Below are 20,369 nucleotides of genomic sequence, written 5' to 3'. Positions count from 1 at the left end.
ACCCGAGCTTATGGCATGAAGACCTTCTACACCACCGACCACCATCTCCATCACAGCGGCATGGAGCTTTCCTTCGGCAAGATCGTCGAGACTTTCGAAAAGCCGGAACGCGCTGAGATCATCCTGGCGCGGGTCAAGGAAGTGGGCCTCGGGCCGGTGCTGACCCCGCAGGACTATGGGATAGCGTCGCTCAAGCGTATCCACACGCCCGATTACGTCGACTTCCTCAAGGGCGTGTATGAGGAATGGCAGGCGGCCGGCCGCGATGGCGAGGTCTGGCCCTATAGTTGGCGCCACCGTTCCATGCCCCCCATCGACAAGGCGCCGAGCGGCCTCGATGCCCGCCTTTCCTACTATTCCTTCGATATGGCCGGTTCGATCACCGCCACCACCTGGCAGGCGGCCAAGCGCGCCGCCGACACCGCACTGGCTGGCGCCGATGCCGTGCTCGCCGGCGAGCGCACGGCCTTCTCGCTGTGCCGTCCGCCCGGCCATCATGCGGGCCGCGACTTCTTCGGCGGCTATTGCTACCTCAACAATGCCGCCATCGCCGTGCAGCGTTTCCGCGATGCCGGCCGCTCCCGCGTGGCGGTGCTCGACGTCGACTATCACCACGGCAACGGCACGCAGGAGATCTTCTACGACAGGGCTGACGTGCTGGTCGCTTCCATGCATGGCGATCCCGATTTCGAGTTTCCTTTCCATCTCGGCTATGCCCGCGAGCGTGGCGAAGGAGCCGGCGAGGGCTTCAACCTCAACTATCCCCTGCCTTCAGGCACGCAATGGCCGGAATGGTCCGCAGCCTTCGGGGATGCCTGCCGCAAGATCGAGGCCTTCGATGCGCAGGCCCTGGTGGTCTCCCTCGGGGTCGATACCTACAAGGACGATCCGATCTCGCAGTTCAAGCTCGATACCCAGCATTTCAGCGAGATCGGGGCACGGATTGCGGCGCTCGGCTTGCCGACCCTGTTCGTAATGGAAGGTGGCTATGCCATCGGCGCACTCGGGGTCAACGCCGTCAATGTCCTGACCGGCTTCGAACAGGTGGGAGGGTGAAATGGCTTCGGGATCTTTCGTCCGCTCGCGCTCCGTGCTGGTAACAGGAGCGGGCGCTTCTGACGGCATCGGCTTCGCCATTGCCAAGGCCTTTGGACGAGCCGGATTGTCGGTGGCGATCACGGCCTCGACCGACCGGATCTATCGCCGCGCGGCGGAGCTCGAGGCCGAAGGCATCGAAGCCTGGGCCGCGGTCGCCGATCTCACCCGGCCCGACGAGGTGCGCCGATTGCGGTCGGCGGCCGGCGATGTCGACATCCTCGTCAACAATGCCGGCATGGGCAGCGTGCTGAAGCCGGCCGTGCAGAAGCGCTTCGTCGACCTCGACGAGGCCGAATGGAATCGCGGCATCGACGTCAGCCTGAACACCGCTTTCCTGGCGACCCGCGCTTTCCTGCCCGCCATGATCGCGAGGCGCCATGGGCGCATCGTCAATATTGCCTCGGTCACCGGCCCCTATGTCTCCAATCCCGGCGAGGCGGCCTATTCGGCGGCGAAGGCGGGCATGGTCGGACTGACTCACGCCCTCGCTCTGGAAGTGGCAGGGGACGGCGTCACCGTCAACGCGGTCGCTCCGGGCTGGATCGAGACAGGCTCCTCCACGGAGGAAGAGCGCGTTGCCGCCCGCGCTACGCCGCCGGGCCGGGCGGGAACGCCCGACGAGGTCGCCGCAGCGGTGGCGTTTCTGGCCTCCGACGGTGCGAGCTACGTCAACGGTTCCGTGCTGGTGGTGGATGGCGGCAACATCCTGCAGGAGCGCAAGGGCTGATTCAGTTCGCTCCCAGGCCGAGCGTATGCCGCAGCAGGTACATGCCATCGAGAATGTCGGCCTCGATGGCGGTGCGCAGAGAATCCGCGTCGTTCCGGCGGATCGCCTCGATCGCCATCTTGTGCTTGTCGATGATCTCGGCGCCTTCGACCACGTCATAGATGGTGCGCATGAACGGGCCGAACTGCACCCAGACGCTTTCGAGCAACGGCACCAGCACGTCGGAATTGCCGGCACGATAGAGCTCGAAGTGGAAGTTATAGTTGGCGAGCATGTAGACGTCGGCGTTGCCGGTCTTGTAGTTCCGGTTCATCGTTTCGTCATGAGCGATCATGCGCTCCAGCCTGTCGCCGTCTACAAAAGGCAGAGCGCGCCGGGCGCAGAGGGGTTCGAGGGCGAGTCGCGCGCTCATCAGCTCCTCGAAACGGGCCACGGTGAGATGCGGCACGCAGACCCGCCTATTCTGCTGGACTTCCAGGGCGTTCTCGGCCGCCAGGCGGCGGATGGCTTCGCGGCAGGGCATCACGCCCACGCCCAGCATGTCGCTGATGCCGCGCAGGCTCATGCTCTTGCCGGGATGGAAATTGCCGATGATCAACTGCTCACGCAGCGTCCTGTAGACCTGCTGGTGTAGCGGATTGGTCGCGGTGTCGGCCGGTTCGACGGCAGCGAGACTATCGGTGCTCATCGCTGACTGTGATCACATTGGCAGCCCGAGGGCAAGCGCTGAAGCAGAACGGCGCATGCCCCTCTATGTTCCGGCTTCCACCAGTACTGCCGACGGATTGCGGGTGAGGCCGAAACCGGGCGTGTCGGAAACGTCGAGACGTCCGTTTCGGGGCACCGGCTCATTGGTGAAGAGGGGGCCGAACACCGGCAACACATCCTGGCCATCGGCGCTGTTGGCGACATATTCGCAATAGGGCGAATGGGGTTGCGACATCACGAAGTGATAGCTGAAGGGGCCGCTGCCATGCGGCACCACCGGAATGTCGTAGGCGCTCGCATGGGCGGAGATCCGCAGCAATTCGGTGAGACCGCCGACCCACATCACGTCGGGTTGCAGGATGTCGATGTGACGGCCCTCGATCAGCTTGCGGAAACCGTAGCGCGAATATTCATGCTCGCCCGTGGTCCATTTGGTTGCCGGCAAAGCTCTCTTGAGCAGGGCATAGCCGTCGATATCGTCGGGATGCAGCACCTCCTCCCACCAATAGATGTCGAGGTCCCTGCAGGCGGTGGCGAGCTCGATCGCATAGGGCACGTCGAGTGCCATGTAGCAATCCACCATCAGAGGGTAGTCGGGGCCGACCGCTTCGCGATGCGCCGCGAGGAAGGCGACATTGGCGCGCAGGCCGTCGATGCTGTCGGCCGGGCCGTGGGGCAGGGGCACCTTGCCGCCCCAGAAACCGAGCCGGCGGGCCGCTTCCGGCCGCGGACCGGTGCAATAGAAGCGGATCTCCTCCTTGGTGCGCCCGCCGATCAGCTTGTAGACCGGCTCCTCGCGTAGCTTGCCGATCAGGTCCCAGAGGGCGAGATCCACCACGGAGATGGTCGCGAGCGGCAGCCCCTTGCGACCGTAATACATCGAGGCCCGGAACATCTGGTCCCAGAGGCGATTGAGGTCGCGCGGATCGGCGCCATCGAGGAAGCGGCAGAAATGGTGCTGAATAAGCCAGCACGCCGGCTCGCCGCCAAAACCCGTGGCGAGGCCGACATGGCCACTTTCTGTCTCGATCTCCACCACGATCGAGCCCATGACATTGATCCCCCAGCTGGTGCGCGAGGCCTTGTAATCGGCATAGCCCGACATCGGATTGGCGATCAGCGTGTCGATCAGCCAATGTCCCTGTTTCTGGCTGAAATAATCGCCGCCACCCTCGCTGCGGACCAGATAGGTCCTGACATGCTTGATGCGGGGATATGCCATGCCTCGTCCTTCCTGCGTTCGGTTGCGCGGAATAGTGACGCAAGAAACTTGTCAGTCAAGTTTACAAATTGTCGAAAACCCGCTCTCTTGTTGTCTGACAAATAATCCGATATCACCCGATTGCCTCGGGAAACACGCAGGCGCCGGCAGGATGGCCGGCATTTGGAAGGCAGGGAAGGACGGGCATGACCACGATCATTCGCTTCGAGGGCCGCGGCGCCATCATCACCGGCGGGGCCTCCGGCATTGGCCTCAAGACGGCCGAGCGCATCGTGGCCGAGGGTGGCTCGGTCTCGATCTGGGATGTGGATGCCGCCCGCGTCGAGACGGTGCGCCAGGCGCTGGGGCCGCGGGCCCATGGCATCGCTATCGACATCACCGATCCTGCTGCCGTCGAGAAGGCGGCACAGCAGGCCGAAAGCCAACTCGGCCGCATCGACGTCCTGGTCTGTTCCGCCGGCGTGGCCGGCAAGAACGAGTTGCTGGTCAATTATCCGATCGAGGAGTGGAAGCGGGTCTATGACATCAATGTCAACGGCCTGTTCTATTGCAACCGCTTCGTTGCGCCGCTGATGCAGAAGCATGGCTATGGCCGCATCGTGAACGTCGCCTCCATCGCCGGCAAGGAAGGCAATCCCACGGCATCGGCCTATTCCTCTTCCAAGGCGGCGGTGATCGGGCTCACCAAATCGCTGGGCAAGGAATTGTCGAAGGAAGGCATCACCGTCAACGCCATCACGCCGGCGACGGTCGACACTCCGATCCTCCAGCAGGTCAGCCAGGCCCATATCGACTACATGCTGTCGAAGATCCCGATGGGCCGCTTCGGCACCGTGGAGGAGTTGGCCGCCATCATCACCTGGCTCGCCAGCGAGGAATGCTCTTTCACGACCGGCGCCGTGTTCGACATTTCGGGCGGCCGCGCCACCTATTGACCGAACGTCAGGAGCGGCGGGCTATCAGGGCCCGCACCGGCACCACGGCCAGCGCCGCCAGCCCGATGGCAGCGGCTGCGACGATGACGGTGAGACTCGTCGTCACATAGCAGGGTGCCGAATTGGCGGGATTCTGCTGGCAGGGAAACCGGCTGTCGATCAGCCGTGCCAGATAGTGTCCTCGCGTCTCGAAAAAGACCAGCATGGCGCAGCCGAGGGCCAGCAGCGCAAGGAAACCCGTACTCGGACGCATGAAGGAAGCCCTCGGGGAAATGCTGTCTATTTTTCGCATCGGTTGATCTGCACGGCAGTTTCGCCGGTCACAGCCAAATCGGCTAAACAGGGGCGGATCGAGTCGCAGCCGAGGGAGGAATATCGGGCATGAAAGTCGTATTCAGCGAAACCCAGAGGCGCCACGATCCGACCTTCTTCCTGTCGAGCGGTACGCAGCGGCCTAATCCGGAAGTACCGCGCCGCTGTGACATCCTGCTGCAGGCTGCCCTTGGCGCCGGCCTGACACAGGTCGCCCCCGACGATGCGGGGCTGGCGCCCGTCGCAGCCGTGCACAAGCCCGACTACATTCACTTCCTGCGCCATATCCATGCGCGCTGGCGCGAGATCGATGGGGCTTCGGCCGAGGTGATCCCCAATATCCATCCCGATCGCCGCAACGGGGCCTATCCCGCTTCCGCCGTGGGGCAGGCGGGCTATCATATGGCCGACACGGCCTGCCCGATCTCGTCCGGAACCTATGAGGCGGCCCTGGCCAGCGCGCACACGGCCTATCATGCGGCCGGCCTGGTGCTGGCAGGCGAGCACGCAGCCTATGCCCTCTGCCGTCCGCCGGGCCATCATGCCTTCGCCGATCTTGCCGGTGGCTTCTGCTTCTTCAACAACAGCGGCATCGCCGCCCAGGCCCTGCGCAGCCGCTACGACCGCGTCGCCATTCTCGATGTCGACCTGCACCACGGCAACGGCACCCAGGGCATGTTCTATGGCCGCCCCGACATCTTCACCGTTTCGGTTCATGCCGATCCCATCCGTTTCTACCCTTTCTTCTGGGGGCACGCGGACGAGCGCGGCGAAGGCGAGGGGCTCGGCTACAATCTCAATCTGCCTCTGCCGCGCAAGACGGGGGACGAGGGCTTCCTTGCCGCGCTCGATGTGGCTCTGGAGCGTATTGCCGCCTTCGCGCCAGGGGCACTGGTGGTGGCGCTCGGCCTCGACGCCTTCGAGGGCGATCCCTTCCAGGAGTTGACGGTGACCACCAAGGGCTTTGCCCGCATTGCCGCCCGTATTGCCAGCCTCGGGCTGCCGATGGCGATCGTGCAGGAAGGCGGCTATGTCTGCGACGCGCTCGGCGACAATCTCGCCAGCTTCCTCGGCGGGCTTTGAGGTATTTTTCCAGCCCTCATGGTTTACGACATCAAAATGCCGGGGTCGGGGCGTAGGTTTGTGGCTGGTTTGGGACGATCGAGGGAGTTGTTCCGATGACCAGTCTTGCTATCGATGTCAGCGCGCTGCTGGCAGCCCTTTGGATGCCGGCCCTGCTCAAGATCCTGGCCGCCGATGTGGCCATTGGCGCTGTCATCCTGTCGGGCTATCTCTGGCATAGGAAGCAGGAACGCTGCAATGCCGAGCTGTCCGAACGCAAATGGGGCAGGCGACATCTGCATGGCTGAAGGCAAGCCTTAAAGCGTTTTGCGATTTGGTGGAATCACCGAGAATCGCAAAGACGCGTCGAATCAGAGAGTTGGAGCAAAACAGCGTTTCCGTCTAAACGCGCTCTGCTCTAGGCACCAGGGATGCGTTTTGTTCCAATTTTTTGTTTTGACGCATTTTCTTGACCGAAAAGTCCTCGGGCTTGTCGATGAGATGGCTAATGCACGACCACACCGGTCGGATTGCCTTTCGACATCCACACCACCAGCGCGTCATTGAAGGAGGCGACCGCGTCGCTGGCGATTGGAATTCGGATGACGGCCCCATCCGCAAATTCGAATTCGGCTACGGCAAATTGCCGATGCTCCGGCGAAGTCAGGCCGCGAAATTTCGTGAGAAGCGGCGTGACGACCGAGCCGTCTCCGCTTTCGAGCGGGTCCGAAGGAACGCTCATTCAACCATCCAATGCCAAGTCCAATAATTGCCTTCCCTATGACGGTGGGCTGTGACATGGGCGTGATACGAAATATATCATCTGAGAAATTTGTTGAGTCGAACAACAAGCAGATGCATCCATCTACCGTAAAGGTAACAATAGCAAATAATATAGGTTTATTGAAAAAATCCGAGAGTAAAATAAAGATAGGGACGCCTCCTGATTTATAAATTCAGAAGGTGCCCCGGTGCGGGTCGATGCTCTATTATATCAGTGCTGTGTTTTCGATCGGAAAGCGGCCGCCCCTCCGATCCAGACCGAAGCAATCGCCAGCTCATCGGTCAGCACCACCATGTCGGATCTGCTGCCCTGGCGCAGACGGCCATAATGCCGATCCATGCTCACGGCCATGGCCGGGTAAAGCGAGGCCATGCGCAGGGCTTCGCCCAGATCGACACCGATCGTCTCATGCACGAAACGCACGGCCGAAATCATGTCGAGGTCGGCACCCGCGAGAGTACCGTCATCCAGCGTCAGGCGGCCGTTCTCACGCTTGATCACCCGGCCATTGAGCGTGAACTGCTGCATGTCCGTGCCGATCGTGGCCATGGCGTCGGTGACCAGGAAGATCCGGCCGGGCTCTCTCTTGGCCCGTAGTGCGATGTCGATGGTGATGGGATCGACATGGATGCCGTCGGCCACCAGGCCAGCGGAGAGGCCGCCAAGGGCGATCGCGGTGCCGGCTAGTCCCGGCTCGCGGTTCTTGATCTGGCTCATGGCGTTGAACAGATGCGTCGCCATGGAAGCGCCGGCCTCCGTCGCCGCGACCACATCGCCATATTCGGCATCGCAATGGCCGAGGCTGACGACCAGGCCGGCCTCCGCGAGGCGGCGGACCTGGGCCGGCGTCACTGACTCCGTGGCCACCGTCGTGAGCAGGACGGGAACCCGGCTTCTGGCGGCAACCAGCCTGGCGAGATCGGTCTCCTCCATCGGGCGGATCAGTTTCGGGTCATGCGCGCCCTTGCGCGAAACGGCGAGATGCGGCCCCTCGATATGCAAGCCGAGGAAACCCGGCACCTTCCGTCGTGCGGCCTCCGCACCGGCCTCGAGGGCCTCTGCGGTGATTTCGGGCGTATCGGTGATCAGGGTCGCGAGCAGGGCCGTCGTGCCGAACTGCGCATGGGCTGCGCAGATCGTGCCGATGGTTTCGGCGTTGCGGCGGTCGTTCAGCATCACCCCGCCGCCGCCATTGACCTGCAGGTCGATGAAGCCGGGCGCGATGAAGCCGGCCTCCACCGTCTCGACCGCGATGCCGGCCGGGACGGCACTGCGAGGCACGATCGCCTCGATGCGCTCGCCATCGACAATCACGGCCGCATCCTGATGCCAGCCCTCGCCGTCGAAGATGCGCGGGGCCAGCAGGGCCGATTGCGTGCTCATACCGTCTCCGTGACCTTGCGCAGATTGCGGGGCTCGTCGGGATTGAGGCCACGACGACGGGCGAAGGCCTCGACGAAGGCATAGAAGGAGGCGATCAGCACCAGCGGGTCGGTCAATGGGTGGCCGGTGGCCGCGAAGGGCAGGCGGGTGGCCTGGTGGGCGCCGTCCGCGGTGATGAAGGCGGCTGCCCCCTTGGCGGCCAGGGCGTCGGCGGCGCCGATGATCGAGCTTTCCGCCTTGTCGCGGGCCGCCAGGGCCAGCACCGGGAAACCCGGTCCCACCAGCGCCATCGGCCCATGCATCACCTCGGCGCCGCTATAGGCTTCCGCGTGCACTGAGCAGGTTTCCTTGAACTTCAGCGCCACCTCGTTGGCGATCGCCAGGGCCGGCCCGCGGCCGAGGACGAAGACCGAAGAGGTGCCTTCCAGGGCATCGGCAAAGGCGGTCCAATCGCAGGCGACGGCCTGCTCGAGATGACGAGGCAGGTCGTGGAGGGCTGATAGCAACGCCTTGTCGCCGGCCCAATGAGCGAGGACGCCGAGCCCGGCCACGGCGGAATTCACGAAAGTCTTGGTGGCGGCAACGCTCTTCTCGGTGCCGGCGGCGATGTCGATCGCATGGTCGGCCGCAAGTGCCAGGGGCGAGCCTGCCGTGTTGGTGAGGGCGATGGCGACCGCGCCGCTGCGACGCACCGCCTCTGCCATGGCAACGATGTCGGGGCTTTTGCCCGACTGCGAAATCGCCAGGCTGGCGGCGCCGGCGAGCTTGAGCGGTGCCTCATAGATCGAGGCGATCGAAGGGCCGAGCGAGGCGACCGGCACGCCGGTGGTCAGCTCGACCGCATATTTGAGGAAGGAGGCGGCATGGTCGGAAGAGCCACGGGCCACGGTGACCAAGACATGTGGATCGACGTCCTTCAGCGCAGCGCCTGCCCGCTCCATCTCAGCGGCCGATTGTTCGAACAGCCGTGCGACGGCTTGGGGAATTTCCAGCACCTCGCGGCGCATATGGGTTTCGGACATCACGATGTTTCTCCTTCGCTGGGCTCGGCCAGCCGCAATTCTGCTACGAAATCATAGGTATCGCCCCGGTAGATCGACCGGGTGAATTCAACCACCTTGCCGCCGGGCAGGTATGAGACGCGCTCGATATTGAGCGTGGCGGCACCTGGAGAAATGCGCAGGAGCTGGGCATCCTCCGGCCCGAGATTGGCGGCCGAGATGCGCTGGACAGCGCGCACCGGCTTGTTGCCGTGCTCGGCGAGGGCGGCATAGAGCGAAGAGCCGACCTCTTCCGGATTCGGCAGCAGCGAAGCGGCGATGGAAGCGCGCTCGATCGCCACGGCGGTTTCGTTGGCAAAGCGCAGGCGGTTCACGCGGGCCACCATCTCGTTGGCCGTCAGGCCGAGCACCATCGTCTCCTGCGGCGAGGGGACGTAGACGCCTCGCTCCAGCCACACCGAATGAACCTGCTTGCCGCGCCGCGCCATATCCTCGGTGAAGGAGGTCAGGCGTGACAGGGATTGCTCGACACGTTCGACCCGGGGCGCCACGAAGGTGCCGGAGCCGTGGCGCTGGATCAGCACCCCCTGTTCCACCAGGTTCTGCAGCGCCTTGCGCACCGTGACACGCGAGATGTCGGCCTTGACGGCAATGTCCCGCTCGGAGGGAAGTGCATCGCCGGGCGTCAGCACGCCGTCCCGGACCGCTTCTTCGATTGTTTTGCGCAATTGCAGGTAGAGCGGCGCATTGCTGCCCTTGGCATCGGCCAGGGAGCGGAAGATGAGGTCGATGGCGTCACTCATGGCTTGCCTTTCCGAGCCGAAATCTCGGACCTGTCCCTTGAAGGAGGGCAAGAGTTCGGCGTGACTCAACGCTCTGGCGATCATGGCTGGATCAGTCCTTGTTTGCCATCCGACAATGACCGATCGAGGCCGAATAGTCGGGCAGCCATGGATACTGCGCCGCCCAAGGCGTCCTGCAGCGGTGGTACGAGCCGCTCCCGGTGTTTTGCGGAAAGGCGAGGTCCGATCAGCGTTGCCAGCCCGCCCAATAAGCAACGGGGCGTCGCATTGGCAAGCCCGAGGGCATCCAGCGAAACCTCGACCGCGGCGATGGCCCGATTGACGATCCTGGCCGCAGTCGGGTCGCCACGGTCGAGATGGTCGAAGACCATCGGCGCGAAGGTGCCGAAGCCGCGCGGCTGGGCGGTCTTGGTGAACTCGACGATCTCCTGCGGATCGTCGTGGTGGGCGGCCAGCACCGCCTCGACCAGGGGCGAGCGGGGGGCGATACCGTCATGGGCGAGCAGTGTCTCCTCCAGCAGGTCGCGCCCTATCCGCGCCCCGCTTCCCTGGTCGCCGACAGCGAGGCCCCAGCCGCCAAGATAGCGTGCCTGTCCCGATTGCCGGGCTAGATAATGGCTGCCGGTCCCCAGGATACCGATTGCGCCGTCTCCCGCCCCGATCGCGCCCTCCAGGGCGATGAGGACATCGGTTTCGATGCGGCAATGGCGGAAGGGCAGGCGGGCGAGCAGCTTGGTGGCATAGATGGCGATATTGGCACCCGCCATGCCGAGAACGATGGGCGTGTCGGGGATGCCGGCCGGATCCTGGCCCGCATCGGCGAAGGCCTGGTGGACAGCGGCCATGATGTTCTCGCGGGCCCCGTCCAGATCCGTGCGGATGTTCGCCGGCCCGGCCTTGGCGCGACCGATGATCTGGCTCTGCGCTGTTGCGAGCGCCGCCCTGCAGCTTGTTCCTCCACCATCGACGCCAAGGACCATCATCGCCGTCTTCTCCTTATGAGAAGACAATACCAATAAGCTACCACTCGTCAAGTGGTGATTGCAGTAAAAAAATTAAACTAAGCAAAATCAATGTATTATGCAATTAAAAGCAATTTGATGAGAAAAGTGTCATAAGACCTCTGGACAAGTGGTATTTATTTGGTATTGTCCTGGCCATCGGAGGGGGCGGTGCCGGGCCTAGGCTGGCGCCACCAGCCGGCGGCTGCGGTCGCGCAGTTCATCGGCCTCCGGGCAACAGGCCAGTTGCCGGCCGGAAGGGCAGCGCAAAGCGTGCGTTCCGCTGGGGCTGGAGACCCCAAAGTCGACCAGAGCCGGCCCTGGCAGCGGCCGGTACAGGGAGGAAGACGGATGAAGAAGCGACTTTTGATGGCCCTATTCCTGGGCTCCACCATTCTCGCGGCGACGGCTGCTTCGGCGCAGGACGCCACGCTGACGATCGAAAGCTGGCGCAATGACGACCTTGCCATCTGGCAGGAAAAACTGATTCCCGCTTTCGAGAAGGCCAATCCCGGCATCAAGGTGAATTTCACGCCCTCGGCGCCGCCGGAATACAATGCCGCGTTGAACGCAAAGCTCGATGCCGGTTCGGCTGGCGATGTGATCGCCTGCCGCCCCTTCGATGCTTCCCTCGAACTCTACAAGAAGGGGCATCTGACGGATCTGTCGGCTCTCCAGGGCATGGACAATTTCACCGACACCGCCAAGGCCGCCTGGCAGACCGACGACGCCAAAACGACCTTCTGCGTGCCCGTGGCCTCGGTGATCCACGGCTTCATCTACAACAAGGAAGCCTTCGACAAGCTCGGCCTCAAGCCGCCGCAGACCGAGGAAGAGTTCTTCGCTGCGCTCGACAAGATCAAGGCCGACGGCACCTATATCCCGATGGCGATGGGCACCAAGGATCTCTGGGAAGCCGCCACGATGGGCTACCAGAACATCGGCCCGACCTATTGGAAGGGTGAGGACGGTCGCCTGGCGCTGATCAAGGGCACGCAGAAGCTGACGGATGCCGATTGGGTCGAGCCCTTCGTCACGCTGGCCAAGTGGAAGTCCTATCTGGGCGACGGCTTCGAGGCGCAGACTTATCCCGACAGCCAGAACCTGTTCACCCTCGGCCGCGCCGCCATCTATCCGGCAGGTTCGTGGGAGATCTCCCCCTTCGGCGCCCAGGCGCAGTTCAAGATGGGCGCCTTCCCGCCGCCCGTGCGCAAGGCCGGTGATCCCTGCTACATCTCCGACCACAACGACATCGGTTTCGGCCTGAACGCCAAGAGCAAGAATCCGGAAGCGGCCAAGAAGCTGCTGGCCTGGATGGCCTCGCCGGAATTCGCCACGCTCTATGCCAATGCGCTGCCGGGTTTCTTCAGTCTCGCCAAGAGCGAGGTGAAGCTGGACAATCCCCTGGCGCAGGAATTCGTGTCCTGGCGCGGCAAGTGCAAGTCGACCATCCGTTCGACCTACAAGATCCTGTCGCGCGGCACGCCCAATCTCGAGAACGAGACCTGGGTCGAATCCGCCAATGTGATCAACGGCACCGACACGCCGCAAGTCGCTGCCGAGAAGCTCCAGAAGGGTCTCGACAGCTGGTATAAGCCGGCTAAGTAGAGCTCGCTTCGGCCGCGCCTCGAGAAGGCGCGGCCATCCCCTCCATCATCGCCGTCTCCGACAACAGCAACGCACATGCGAGGATTGCTGCAATGTCTCTCGAAGATTCACCAAATAGAAAAGCGTTCCGCTGGCACATTCCGATTTTCCTGGCGCCAGCCGTCATCATCTACACGCTCGTGATGATCCTGCCGCTGATCGGCACCCTGCAGCTTTCGCTGTTCCGGACCGTCGATGGTGTGTCGCATTTCGCGGGACTCGACAATTTCCGCACGCTGTTCGGCGACCTGCGCTGGGCCTCCAGCTTCTGGAATGCCCTGCGCAACAATTGCTGGTTCTTCCTCATCCACATGGTGGTGCAGAACCCGATCGGCGTTGTGCTGGCGGCCCTGCTTTCCCATCCCAAGCTGCGTTTCGCGGCTTTCTACCGCACGGCGATTTTCATCCCGACCGTACTGTCCTTCGTGATCGTCGGCTTCGTGTGGAAGCTGATCCTCTCCCCGCTCTGGGGCGTGGCGCCCTCGATGCTGGACCTGATCGGCCTCAAGAGCTGGTTCACGCCGCTGCTCGGCAAGGAAGCCTATGCACTGACCACGCTCGGCCTCGTCTCGGTCTGGCAGTTCGTGGGCATTCCGATGATGCTGATCTATGCCGCCTTGCTATCGATCCCCGAGGAGGTGGTCGAGGCGGCCGAGATGGACGGCATCACCGGCGTTGCTCAGTTCTGGAAGATCAAGCTGCCGCTGATCCTGCCTTCGATCGGCATCATCTCGATCCTCACCTTCGTCGGCAATTTCAATGCCTTCGACCTGATCTACTCGGCGCAGGGAGCGCTGGCCGGGCCGAACTATTCGACCGACATTCTCGGCACCTTTCTCTACCGCACCTTCTTCGGCTTCCAGCTGCAGCTCGGCGATCCGAACATGGGCGCCACCATCGCCTCCATGATGTTCTTCATCATCCTGGCGGGCGTGTGCGTCTATCTGTTCGCCATCCAGACACGGCTGCGGCGGTATCAGTTCTGAGGAGATCGACATGAGCAAAGCCACGTACTCTCCGGCCCGTTCGATCGCCGCCCATACGGTGCTGATCGTCTACACAGCGATTGCCCTGTTCCCGGTGATCCTGGTCCTGATCAACTCCTTCAAATCGAGGGATGCGATCTTCCGCTCGCCCCTGACACCGCCGGGACCGGCCACCTTCGACGCCATCGGCTACAAGACCGTGCTCGCCCAGGGCGACTTCTTCCTCTACTTCCAGAACAGCATGATCGTCACGATGGTCTCCCTGTTCTTCGTGCTGCTGCTTGGCGGCATGGCGGCCTTCGCGCTCGCCGAATATCGCTTCAGGGGCAACACGCTAATGGGCCTCTATTTGGCCCTGGGCATCATGATCCCGATCAGGCTCGGCACCGTCGCCATCCTGCAGCTCATGGTCGCCTCGGGCCTGGTCAATACGTTGACGGCGCTGATCCTGGTCTATACGGCGCAGGGTCTGCCGCTGGCCGTGTTCATCCTGACCGAGTTCATGAAACAGGTCTCGGACGATCTCAAGAACGCCGGTCGCATCGACGGATTGTCGGAATACCGTATCTTCTTCCGCCTCGTCCTGCCGCTGGTGCGGCCGGCCATGGCAACGGTTGCGGTCTTCACCATGATCCCGATCTGGAACGATCTGTGGTTCCCGCTGATCCTGGCACCGGGCGAGAGCACCAAGACCATCACGCTCGGTACGCAGGTCTTCATTGGGCAGTTCGTCACCAATTGGAATGCCGTACTGGCGGCGCTGTCACTCGCGATCCTGCCGGTGCTGGTGCTCTATGTGATCTTCTCGCGGCAGCTCATCCGCGGCATCACCTCGGGCGCCGTCAAGTAGAGCCTGGCTCCATGCCATGCCGCCCCGCTCAGCGCGAGACGGCATGGTGATGAGCCGGCTTAAGGGCATCCGGCCTCCCCCCAATCTGCAATGAAATTCTTTCGTGGTCCGCATTGAGCGGATGAAGAAGCGCGCATGCGCCCCACCGTCAACCTTTAGGGGAAGTATCATGGGTTCGCTGAATATCGAGAATGTGAAGAAGTCGTTCGGTTCGGTCGACATCCTCAAGGGGATCAATCTGGACGTGAAAGACGGCGAATTCGTCGTCTTCGTGGGGCCATCGGGCTGCGGCAAGTCCACCCTGCTGCGCATCATCGCGGGGCTGGAGGACACCACCTCTGGCGCCGTGAAGATCGACGGCCAGCCTGTCAACGACGTGCCGCCGGCCAAGCGCGGCATCGCCATGGTGTTCCAGAGCTATGCGCTCTATCCCCACCTCACCGTGCGCAACAATATGGGTCTGGGCCTCAAGCAGGCTGGCGAAGACAAGGCCGAGATCGACAGGCGCATCAAGAAGGCCTCGACCATGCTCGCTCTCGAGCCTTATCTCGAGCGCCGGCCTTCCGAGCTCTCCGGCGGCCAGCGCCAGCGCGTCGCCATCGGCCGTGCCGTGGTGCGTGAGCCCAAGCTCTTCCTGTTCGACGAGCCCTTGTCCAATCTCGACGCTGCGCTCCGTGTTAACACCCGCATCGAGATCGCCCAGCTTCACCAGCGCCTCAAGGCGACGATGGTCTATGTGACGCATGATCAGGTCGAGGCCATGACCCTGGCTGACAAGATCGTGGTGCTGAATGGCGGCCATATCGAGCAGGTCGGCGCGCCCATGCAGCTCTACAACGATCCTGACAACACCTTCGTCGCCGGCTTCATCGGCTCGCCCAAGATGAATTTCGTCGACGGCGGACGCCTCGGCGAGAGCGTGAAGACCATCGGTGTGCGGCCCGAGCATGTCACCGTCAGCCGCGAGGCCGGCGACTGGAAGGGCACTGTGGTCTATGCCGAGCATCTGGGCGCCGATACCTATCTCTATCTCGACACCGAAAAGGCCGGCTCGATCACGGTGCGTCTCTCGGGCGAGTATCAGGTTGAGCCGGGTGCCGCCATCTACGCCACGCCGGATCCGGCACGGACCCTGCGCTTCGACGAGAACGGCAAGCGCCTGCGCGGGTGAGGCGTGCGAGACCGGCACACCGATCTCGCGCCCGCCTCCGTGGAGGCAGCATCACCGTCTCCCGTACTTATAGACAAAACATTCATTGTGGACTAGTTCGTCTATGCTTGCCATTTGACGGACGATTCCAGCGATGACCGATATTGTCGACGACGCCATGCCCCGCCTGATTGCGATGCGGCACGAATTGCACCGCCATCCGGAGATCTCCCGCGAGGAAGCCTGGACCTCGGCCTTCGTCGCCGAGCGCCTGACCGAAATGGGAATTCCCGTCCATACCGGCGTCGGCGGCTATGGCGTCGTCGGTGTCGTCGAGGGCAGCGGCGAGGGGCCGGGCGTGGCCCTGCGCGCCGACATGGATGCTCTCGCCATGGACGAGCACAACAGCTTCGCCCATCGCTCGCAGATACAAGGTGCCATGCATGCCTGCGGCCATGACGGCCATATGACCATGCTTCTGGGCGCGGCTTCCCATCTCTCGCAGACCCGCCGTTTCCGCGGCACGGTCTATCTGGTGTTCCAGCCGGCGGAAGAGCGCTATGGCGGCGCCCAACTCATGCTCGATGCCGGCCTGCTCGAGCGCTTCCCCGTCCGCAATATTTTCGGCCTGCACAATTGGCCCGATGTGCCGCCCGGCGAGGTGGTGGTGCATGACGGCCCGGTGATGGCCGGGGCCGGGGAGTTCACCCTGACGTTCAAGGCGCCCGGCGGCCACGCCGCCATGCCGCACATGACCGGCGATCCCGTGCTGGCCGGCAGCCATTTCGTCACCGGCATCCAGCAGGCAGTGGGCCGGGCCATCAATCCGCTCGATGCCGCCGTCGTCACCGTCGGCTCGTTCCAGGGTGGTTTTGCTCAGAACGTGATTTCGCGCGAAGCTACGCTGGCAGGCACTTTCCGCGGCCTGCGCCCCGACATTCTGGCTCTCCTGAGGACGCGCATCGAGGAGATCGCTCAGTCGGCCGCCAGGATCGCCTCGACCGAGGTCGAGATCGGCTTCGACGAGCTGCCGAGCCCGCCGGTGGTGAACACACCGGCCGAAGCCGAGATCATGAGGCGAGCTGCGCGTGCATTGCCCGGAAGCCCGGCCTTGCATGTCGGCGTGCCGACCATGGCGGGCGACGATTTCGGCGCCTTCCTCGAGCATCTGCCCGGCGCCTATGCCTGGATCGGCAATGGTCCGTCGGAACGGCATGGCCGGCTTCACCAGCCCGACTACGATTTCAACGATGCCATCATAGGCACCGGCGTCCGCTTGTTGGTGGCAACGGCCGAGCAAGCTCTATCGTAGACAAAAAATCTTCTATGGACTTTTTGTTTCCAGTATCCTAGGTGTTGGAAGAGGCTGGCGGTGGCCGCCAGGATTGAGGCGGGAGCCTGCTCGGATCAAATGGACAGCCTTCATCGCTATCGCCCGATCTGCGACGCCATCGCTGCTTTGTTTCAGCCTTATGTCGAAGTGGTGCTGCACGAGCTCTCCACCGACAAGGCCGTCTATTTTGCCGGCAATTTCTCCAAGCGCGTCCCCGGGGAACCCTCGCTGCTGCATGAGGTCGACTTCGACAGCCACAATCCGGTGATCGGTCCCTATGAGAAGGTCAATTGGGATGGCCGGGCTCTCAAATCGATTACCGTCGTACTGCGCGATGAGGCGGGCAGCCCGCTCGGCGTGATGTGCATCAATGTCAACGTCTCCGATTTCCACGCCGTCATGCAGACGCTGTCGGCGCTCGTGCGTGTGCCGGAGCCGCATTATCGGCCGGACGCCTTGTTCAAGGAGGACTGGCACGAAAGGATCAACGAGTTCATCCGGCAATGGACGCATGGGCGCAATGTCGCGATTTCGGCGATGACCCATGCCGACCGCAAGGACCTGGTCGTCGCGCTCGCCGAGAGCGGTGCGTTCAGCGGCAAGAATGCCGCCGCCTATATTTCGCGCGTGCTCGGCATGGGGCGCGCGACCGTCTACAAATATTTGAGAAATGAAAAATGATTAGCCTTTCGCTGGCCCAGCTCCAGGAGTTGGTTTCGATCGACGCCGCCGCCATATCAGCCATCACCGATGCCTATGTCGCCGTGGCGGACGGACGGGCCAACGTGCCGCCGGTCGGCTATCTCGAGCTGCGCGCGCAGAATGCCGATTGCCACATCAAATATGGCTATATCGCCGGCGATCCGATCTTCGTGGTGAAGATCGCTTCCGGCTTCTATGACAATCCCAAACGTGGCTTGCCGTCCAGCAGCGGCATGATGATCGCGATTTCAGCTGCTACCGGCGCCACCGTCGCCATCCTGAACGACGAGGGTTGGCTCACCAATCTGCGCACCGGCATCGGTGGCGCCGTCGCCACCTTCGCTCTCTGCCGTCCGGACAGCGAGGTCTTTGCCGTGCTCGGTACCGGCACGCAGGCGCGTTTCCAGATCCGCGCCGCCGCGGCGCTGGCCAAGCGCCCCGTGCAATTTCTCGTCTGGGGGCGCTCGGCGCAAAAGGCAAGAGAACTCGTCGCCGAATTCGCCGGCTCCGCCATCCAGGTGTCGCAGGCCGCGGATCTGGAGGAAGCCTGCCGCTCGGCCGACGTGATCATCGCCACCACGCCCGCGACCGCACCCTATGTGGCGAGCGAATGGATCACGCCCGGCACCCATGTCACCGCTGTCGGGGCGGATGCGCCTGGCAAGCAGGAACTGGATCCGGCCCTGATCGCAAGGGCCGATCTGCTGGTGGCCGATCTCGCCAGCCAGAGCCTCGACCATGGCGAGTTCGCCACCGCCTTCCAGGACGGCTTGTTCCGGCAGGAGGACTGCCTCGAACTCGGTGCCATCCTGAACGGATCGAAGCCGGGCCGCAGTTCGAGCGACGCGATTACCATTGCCGACCTCACCGGTCTTGCCACCCAGGACATCGCCATCGCCAGGACCGCCCTGCAGAGGGTGCCCGATCTGGTGATGTGAGGGCGTTTTTCATCGTCTTGGCGGGCGGCTGCCACGCCCGCATCCGTTCAAGTTTGTTTTGAGAGGGGACTGCCGTGAAGAGACTATTGATGGTTTCGCTCGCCGCGTTGCTGAGCGTTTCGGCCGCGAAGGCGGAGAGCCTGCGCATCGCCTCCAGCGCGGATTTTCCGCCCTGGGAGTCGGTTGATGCCGCCAATGAGATCGTCGGCTTCGATCGCGACATCGGCAACGAGGTCTGCAAGCGCATCGGCGCCGACTGCAGCTGGGGCAACCAGGCTTTCGACGGCCTGTTGCCGGGGCTGCAGGTCGGCAAATATGATCTGATCATGTCGGGCTTGTCGATCAACGACGAGCGCGAGAAGCAGGTCGATTTTTCGGCGCCCTATGCCGATGCGCCCAACAACATCGTCGTCGCTGCGGGGAGCCCCATTGCCCAGGCCAAGGATACCAAGGCCCTCGAAGAAGGACTGGCCGGCAAGGTGATCGGCGCGCAGACGGGGTCGACCCACGAGGCCGTGATCCGGGCTCACTTCAAGGGTGCCGACGTCCGTCTCTATGACCGGGCCGAGCAGGTCGCCGACGATATCGTGGCCGGTCGCCTCGATGCCGGACTGATGGAGCGCTCCGCCTGGGAAGGCATGATGTCGTCCCGCAAGGACAGCGGTATCACCATCGCTGGCCCGCTGATCACCAGTGCCGATTATGCCGAGTTCGGCCGGGGGCAGGCCATTGCCCTGAAGAAGGGCCGGGACGATCTGAAGAAGCGGATCGACGAGGCCGTGAAAGCGATGCTTGCCGACGGCACGGTCGCCAAGCTTTCGGAGAAGTGGTTCAAGTACGACGTCTCCTTCAAGAAAAAATGAGCGTAAGCGCCGGCGCCACCAAGCAGCGCCCTGAGCCGATGTGACGTGCGCCACCCTCTCCCTTCAGGGGAGGGTTGGAGCGCCACTCCAACGTGCTCCCGAAGCGAGATCTCTTCCATGTCCGTGGTTTCAGCCTATCTCCCGCAACTCCTCCAGGGGCTTCTCGTCACCCTGCAAGTGGCTGTCGGCAGCTTCATGGTGGGGTTCGTTCTTGCCATAGCAGCCGTCTTCGCCTGGAGTTCGGGTCCCAAGCCCCTGCGCTGGCTGGTCGTCTCCTATGTGGCCGTCATTCGTGGCCTGCCGGAACTCCTGGTGATCTTCCTGGTGTTCTATGGCGGGACGGTGCTGCTCACCGGCTTGGTGGGCGCCTATGTCGAGGTCAGCGCGCTGGCGGCGGGCATCGCGGCGCTGTCCTTCGTGTCGGGCGCCTATCTGACCGAGATCATGCGCGGCGCCCTGCAGACCATTCCTCCGGGCCAATGGGAGGCGGCGCGCAGCCTCGGCCTGAAGCAGGGCCAATCGTTCCGCAAGATCATCCTGCCGCAGATGTTCTCCCACGCGCTTCCCGGCCTCGGCAATCAGTGGCTGGTGATCCTGAAGGAAAGCGCGCTTGTCTCCATCGTCGGGCTGGAGGAATTGATGCGCAAGGGCGTGGTGGCGGCCGGTGCCACCCACCAGCCGATGACCTTCTATCTCATCGTCGCGGCCCTTTTTATCCTGATCACCACCGTCTCGACCGCTGTTCTGAGCTTCGGAAACAGCCGTCTGACCTGGATGCGGTAAAGCGTTTTGCGATTTGACGGAGTCATCTGGAACCGCAAAGCGCGTCGAAACAAAGAGTTAGAGCAAACAAGCGTTCATGAA

The 20,369-nt window shown here is 63.1% G+C and carries 22 protein-coding genes; 14 read left to right on the top strand and 8 right to left on the bottom strand.

Annotated features, from left to right (window positions below; translation table 11 throughout):
- The first annotated feature begins 15 nt into the window (after positions 1 to 15).
- The gene (locus ACR9ZN_RS18325) at positions 16 to 1,056 is read left to right on the top strand and encodes a histone deacetylase family protein (RefSeq protein WP_454815619.1); all 1,041 of its coding nucleotides are present in this window, start codon (positions 16 to 18) and stop codon (positions 1,054 to 1,056) included.
- A gap of 1 nt (position 1,057) precedes the next feature.
- The gene (locus ACR9ZN_RS18320) at positions 1,058 to 1,825 is read left to right on the top strand and encodes an SDR family NAD(P)-dependent oxidoreductase (RefSeq protein ID WP_454815617.1); all 768 of its coding nucleotides are present in this window, start codon (positions 1,058 to 1,060) and stop codon (positions 1,823 to 1,825) included.
- A gap of 1 nt (position 1,826) precedes the next feature.
- Here the strand turns inward: ACR9ZN_RS18320 and ACR9ZN_RS18315 are convergent, their stop codons facing one another.
- Positions 1,827 to 2,513 (bottom strand): GntR family transcriptional regulator, encoded by a 687-nt coding sequence (locus tag ACR9ZN_RS18315; RefSeq protein WP_434957889.1) that lies wholly within the window; start codon positions 2,511 to 2,513, stop codon positions 1,827 to 1,829.
- Positions 2,514 to 2,576: 63 nt separating this feature from the next.
- Positions 2,577 to 3,755, bottom strand: coding sequence for an L-rhamnonate dehydratase (gene rhmD / locus ACR9ZN_RS18310; protein WP_481272838.1), 1,179 nt, complete (start codon positions 3,753 to 3,755; stop codon positions 2,577 to 2,579).
- A 185-nt stretch (positions 3,756 to 3,940) separates the two neighbouring features.
- On the opposite strand from rhmD, the gene ACR9ZN_RS18305 reads away from it, so the two are divergent.
- Positions 3,941 to 4,690 (top strand): SDR family NAD(P)-dependent oxidoreductase, encoded by a 750-nt coding sequence (locus ACR9ZN_RS18305; RefSeq protein WP_434957887.1) that lies wholly within the window; start codon positions 3,941 to 3,943, stop codon positions 4,688 to 4,690.
- Between the two features lie 7 nt (positions 4,691 to 4,697).
- On the opposite strand, the gene ACR9ZN_RS18300 is transcribed toward ACR9ZN_RS18305, so the two are convergent.
- Positions 4,698 to 4,943: a hypothetical protein gene (locus tag ACR9ZN_RS18300; protein WP_481272837.1), complete on the bottom strand. Its 246-nt coding sequence runs from the start codon at positions 4,941 to 4,943 to the stop codon at positions 4,698 to 4,700.
- A gap of 128 nt (positions 4,944 to 5,071) precedes the next feature.
- Between ACR9ZN_RS18300 and ACR9ZN_RS18295 the strand changes: the two genes are divergently transcribed.
- Both ACR9ZN_RS18295 and ACR9ZN_RS18290 read left to right on the top strand, forming a co-directional pair.
- Positions 5,072 to 6,085, top strand: a complete 1,014-nt coding sequence (locus ACR9ZN_RS18295; protein WP_481272836.1) for a histone deacetylase family protein — start codon at positions 5,072 to 5,074, stop codon at positions 6,083 to 6,085.
- Between the two features lie 95 nt (positions 6,086 to 6,180).
- Positions 6,181 to 6,372, top strand: a complete 192-nt coding sequence (locus ACR9ZN_RS18290) for a hypothetical protein (protein WP_434957884.1) — start codon at positions 6,181 to 6,183, stop codon at positions 6,370 to 6,372.
- Between the two features lie 197 nt (positions 6,373 to 6,569).
- Here the strand turns inward: ACR9ZN_RS18290 and ACR9ZN_RS18285 are convergent, their stop codons facing one another.
- The 5 genes from ACR9ZN_RS18285 to ACR9ZN_RS18265 form a co-directional block, all read right to left on the bottom strand.
- Positions 6,570 to 6,806: a hypothetical protein gene (locus ACR9ZN_RS18285; RefSeq protein WP_454815609.1), complete on the bottom strand. Its 237-nt coding sequence runs from the start codon at positions 6,804 to 6,806 to the stop codon at positions 6,570 to 6,572.
- 252 nt (positions 6,807 to 7,058) lie between these two features.
- Complete coding sequence (gene nagA / locus ACR9ZN_RS18280; RefSeq protein WP_481272835.1) at positions 7,059 to 8,231, bottom strand: N-acetylglucosamine-6-phosphate deacetylase; 1,173 nt, start codon at positions 8,229 to 8,231, stop codon at positions 7,059 to 7,061.
- Entirely contained in the window at positions 8,228 to 9,253 is a 1,026-nt protein-coding gene (locus ACR9ZN_RS18275) for an SIS domain-containing protein (RefSeq protein WP_481272834.1), read from the bottom strand. The genes nagA and ACR9ZN_RS18275 overlap by 4 nt, the downstream gene beginning before the upstream one ends.
- Positions 9,253 to 10,035 carry a GntR family transcriptional regulator gene (locus tag ACR9ZN_RS18270; RefSeq protein ID WP_434957880.1) on the bottom strand — a complete coding sequence of 261 codons (783 nt, stop codon included), beginning with the start codon at positions 10,033 to 10,035 and terminating at the stop codon, positions 9,253 to 9,255. The genes ACR9ZN_RS18275 and ACR9ZN_RS18270 overlap by 1 nt, the downstream gene beginning before the upstream one ends.
- Positions 10,036 to 10,115: 80 nt before the next feature.
- A complete protein-coding gene (locus tag ACR9ZN_RS18265) occupies positions 10,116 to 11,018 on the bottom strand; it encodes a glucosamine kinase nucleotide-binding domain-containing protein (RefSeq protein ID WP_481272833.1) in 903 nt (300 codons plus the stop codon).
- Between the two features lie 369 nt (positions 11,019 to 11,387).
- On the opposite strand from ACR9ZN_RS18265, the gene ACR9ZN_RS18260 reads away from it, so the two are divergent.
- From ACR9ZN_RS18260 to ACR9ZN_RS18220, 9 genes are all read left to right on the top strand, one after another.
- A complete protein-coding gene (locus ACR9ZN_RS18260) occupies positions 11,388 to 12,644 on the top strand; it encodes an ABC transporter substrate-binding protein (protein WP_454815601.1) in 1,257 nt (418 codons plus the stop codon).
- Between the two features lie 92 nt (positions 12,645 to 12,736).
- Entirely contained in the window at positions 12,737 to 13,669 is a 933-nt protein-coding gene (locus ACR9ZN_RS18255) for a carbohydrate ABC transporter permease (RefSeq protein WP_481272832.1), read from the top strand.
- Positions 13,670 to 13,679: 10 nt separating this feature from the next.
- Positions 13,680 to 14,519 carry a carbohydrate ABC transporter permease gene (locus tag ACR9ZN_RS18250; RefSeq protein WP_481272831.1) on the top strand — a complete coding sequence of 280 codons (840 nt, stop codon included), beginning with the start codon at positions 13,680 to 13,682 and terminating at the stop codon, positions 14,517 to 14,519.
- 169 nt (positions 14,520 to 14,688) lie between these two features.
- A complete protein-coding gene (locus tag ACR9ZN_RS18245; RefSeq protein ID WP_454815595.1) occupies positions 14,689 to 15,690 on the top strand; it encodes an ABC transporter ATP-binding protein in 1,002 nt (333 codons plus the stop codon).
- 133 nt (positions 15,691 to 15,823) lie between these two features.
- Positions 15,824 to 16,981, top strand: coding sequence for a M20 metallopeptidase family protein (locus ACR9ZN_RS18240; RefSeq protein ID WP_454815593.1), 1,158 nt, complete (start codon positions 15,824 to 15,826; stop codon positions 16,979 to 16,981).
- 99 nt (positions 16,982 to 17,080) lie between these two features.
- Complete coding sequence (locus ACR9ZN_RS18235) at positions 17,081 to 17,683, top strand: helix-turn-helix transcriptional regulator (protein ID WP_441770278.1); 603 nt, start codon at positions 17,081 to 17,083, stop codon at positions 17,681 to 17,683.
- Entirely contained in the window at positions 17,680 to 18,642 is a 963-nt protein-coding gene (locus tag ACR9ZN_RS18230; protein WP_434957872.1) for an ornithine cyclodeaminase family protein, read from the top strand. Before ACR9ZN_RS18235 ends, ACR9ZN_RS18230 begins: the two co-directional genes overlap by 4 nt.
- A 74-nt stretch (positions 18,643 to 18,716) precedes the next feature.
- Positions 18,717 to 19,505 (top strand): transporter substrate-binding domain-containing protein, encoded by a 789-nt coding sequence (locus ACR9ZN_RS18225; protein ID WP_454815589.1) that lies wholly within the window; start codon positions 18,717 to 18,719, stop codon positions 19,503 to 19,505.
- A gap of 117 nt (positions 19,506 to 19,622) precedes the next feature.
- The gene (locus tag ACR9ZN_RS18220; RefSeq protein WP_454815587.1) at positions 19,623 to 20,288 is read left to right on the top strand and encodes an ABC transporter permease; all 666 of its coding nucleotides are present in this window, start codon (positions 19,623 to 19,625) and stop codon (positions 20,286 to 20,288) included.
- Positions 20,289 to 20,369: the final 81 nt, after the last annotated feature.

This window comes from Labrys sp. HAY1-8F, from assembly GCF_056754975.1.
Note: the sequence above shows the minus strand (reverse complement) of the source record. Positions and strands in the feature narration are given on the sequence as shown.

What these genes read in the sequence shown, in the direction of transcription:
- ACR9ZN_RS18325 (WP_454815619.1), top strand. Translation starts at nt 16, where the DNA reads ATGAAGACCTTCTACACCACCGACCACCATCTCCATCACAGCGGCATG.
- ACR9ZN_RS18320 (WP_454815617.1), top strand. Translation starts at nt 1,058, where the DNA reads ATGGCTTCGGGATCTTTCGTCCGCTCGCGCTCCGTGCTGGTAACAGGA.
- ACR9ZN_RS18315 (WP_434957889.1), bottom strand. Translation starts at nt 2,513, where the DNA reads ATGAGCACCGATAGTCTCGCTGCCGTCGAACCGGCCGACACCGCGACC.
- rhmD (WP_481272838.1), bottom strand. Translation starts at nt 3,755, where the DNA reads ATGGCATATCCCCGCATCAAGCATGTCAGGACCTATCTGGTCCGCAGC.
- ACR9ZN_RS18305 (WP_434957887.1), top strand. Translation starts at nt 3,941, where the DNA reads ATGACCACGATCATTCGCTTCGAGGGCCGCGGCGCCATCATCACCGGC.
- ACR9ZN_RS18300 (WP_481272837.1), bottom strand. Translation starts at nt 4,943, where the DNA reads ATGCGTCCGAGTACGGGTTTCCTTGCGCTGCTGGCCCTCGGCTGCGCC.
- ACR9ZN_RS18295 (WP_481272836.1), top strand. Translation starts at nt 5,072, where the DNA reads ATGAAAGTCGTATTCAGCGAAACCCAGAGGCGCCACGATCCGACCTTC.
- ACR9ZN_RS18290 (WP_434957884.1), top strand. Translation starts at nt 6,181, where the DNA reads ATGACCAGTCTTGCTATCGATGTCAGCGCGCTGCTGGCAGCCCTTTGG.
- ACR9ZN_RS18285 (WP_454815609.1), bottom strand. Translation starts at nt 6,806, where the DNA reads ATGAGCGTTCCTTCGGACCCGCTCGAAAGCGGAGACGGCTCGGTCGTC.
- nagA (WP_481272835.1), bottom strand. Translation starts at nt 8,231, where the DNA reads ATGAGCACGCAATCGGCCCTGCTGGCCCCGCGCATCTTCGACGGCGAG.
- ACR9ZN_RS18275 (WP_481272834.1), bottom strand. Translation starts at nt 9,253, where the DNA reads ATGTCCGAAACCCATATGCGCCGCGAGGTGCTGGAAATTCCCCAAGCC.
- ACR9ZN_RS18270 (WP_434957880.1), bottom strand. Translation starts at nt 10,035, where the DNA reads ATGAGTGACGCCATCGACCTCATCTTCCGCTCCCTGGCCGATGCCAAG.
- ACR9ZN_RS18265 (WP_481272833.1), bottom strand. Translation starts at nt 11,018, where the DNA reads ATGATGGTCCTTGGCGTCGATGGTGGAGGAACAAGCTGCAGGGCGGCG.
- ACR9ZN_RS18260 (WP_454815601.1), top strand. Translation starts at nt 11,388, where the DNA reads ATGAAGAAGCGACTTTTGATGGCCCTATTCCTGGGCTCCACCATTCTC.
- ACR9ZN_RS18255 (WP_481272832.1), top strand. Translation starts at nt 12,737, where the DNA reads ATGTCTCTCGAAGATTCACCAAATAGAAAAGCGTTCCGCTGGCACATT.
- ACR9ZN_RS18250 (WP_481272831.1), top strand. Translation starts at nt 13,680, where the DNA reads ATGAGCAAAGCCACGTACTCTCCGGCCCGTTCGATCGCCGCCCATACG.
- ACR9ZN_RS18245 (WP_454815595.1), top strand. Translation starts at nt 14,689, where the DNA reads ATGGGTTCGCTGAATATCGAGAATGTGAAGAAGTCGTTCGGTTCGGTC.
- ACR9ZN_RS18240 (WP_454815593.1), top strand. Translation starts at nt 15,824, where the DNA reads ATGACCGATATTGTCGACGACGCCATGCCCCGCCTGATTGCGATGCGG.
- ACR9ZN_RS18235 (WP_441770278.1), top strand. Translation starts at nt 17,081, where the DNA reads ATGGACAGCCTTCATCGCTATCGCCCGATCTGCGACGCCATCGCTGCT.
- ACR9ZN_RS18230 (WP_434957872.1), top strand. Translation starts at nt 17,680, where the DNA reads ATGATTAGCCTTTCGCTGGCCCAGCTCCAGGAGTTGGTTTCGATCGAC.
- ACR9ZN_RS18220 (WP_454815587.1), top strand. Translation starts at nt 19,623, where the DNA reads ATGTCCGTGGTTTCAGCCTATCTCCCGCAACTCCTCCAGGGGCTTCTC.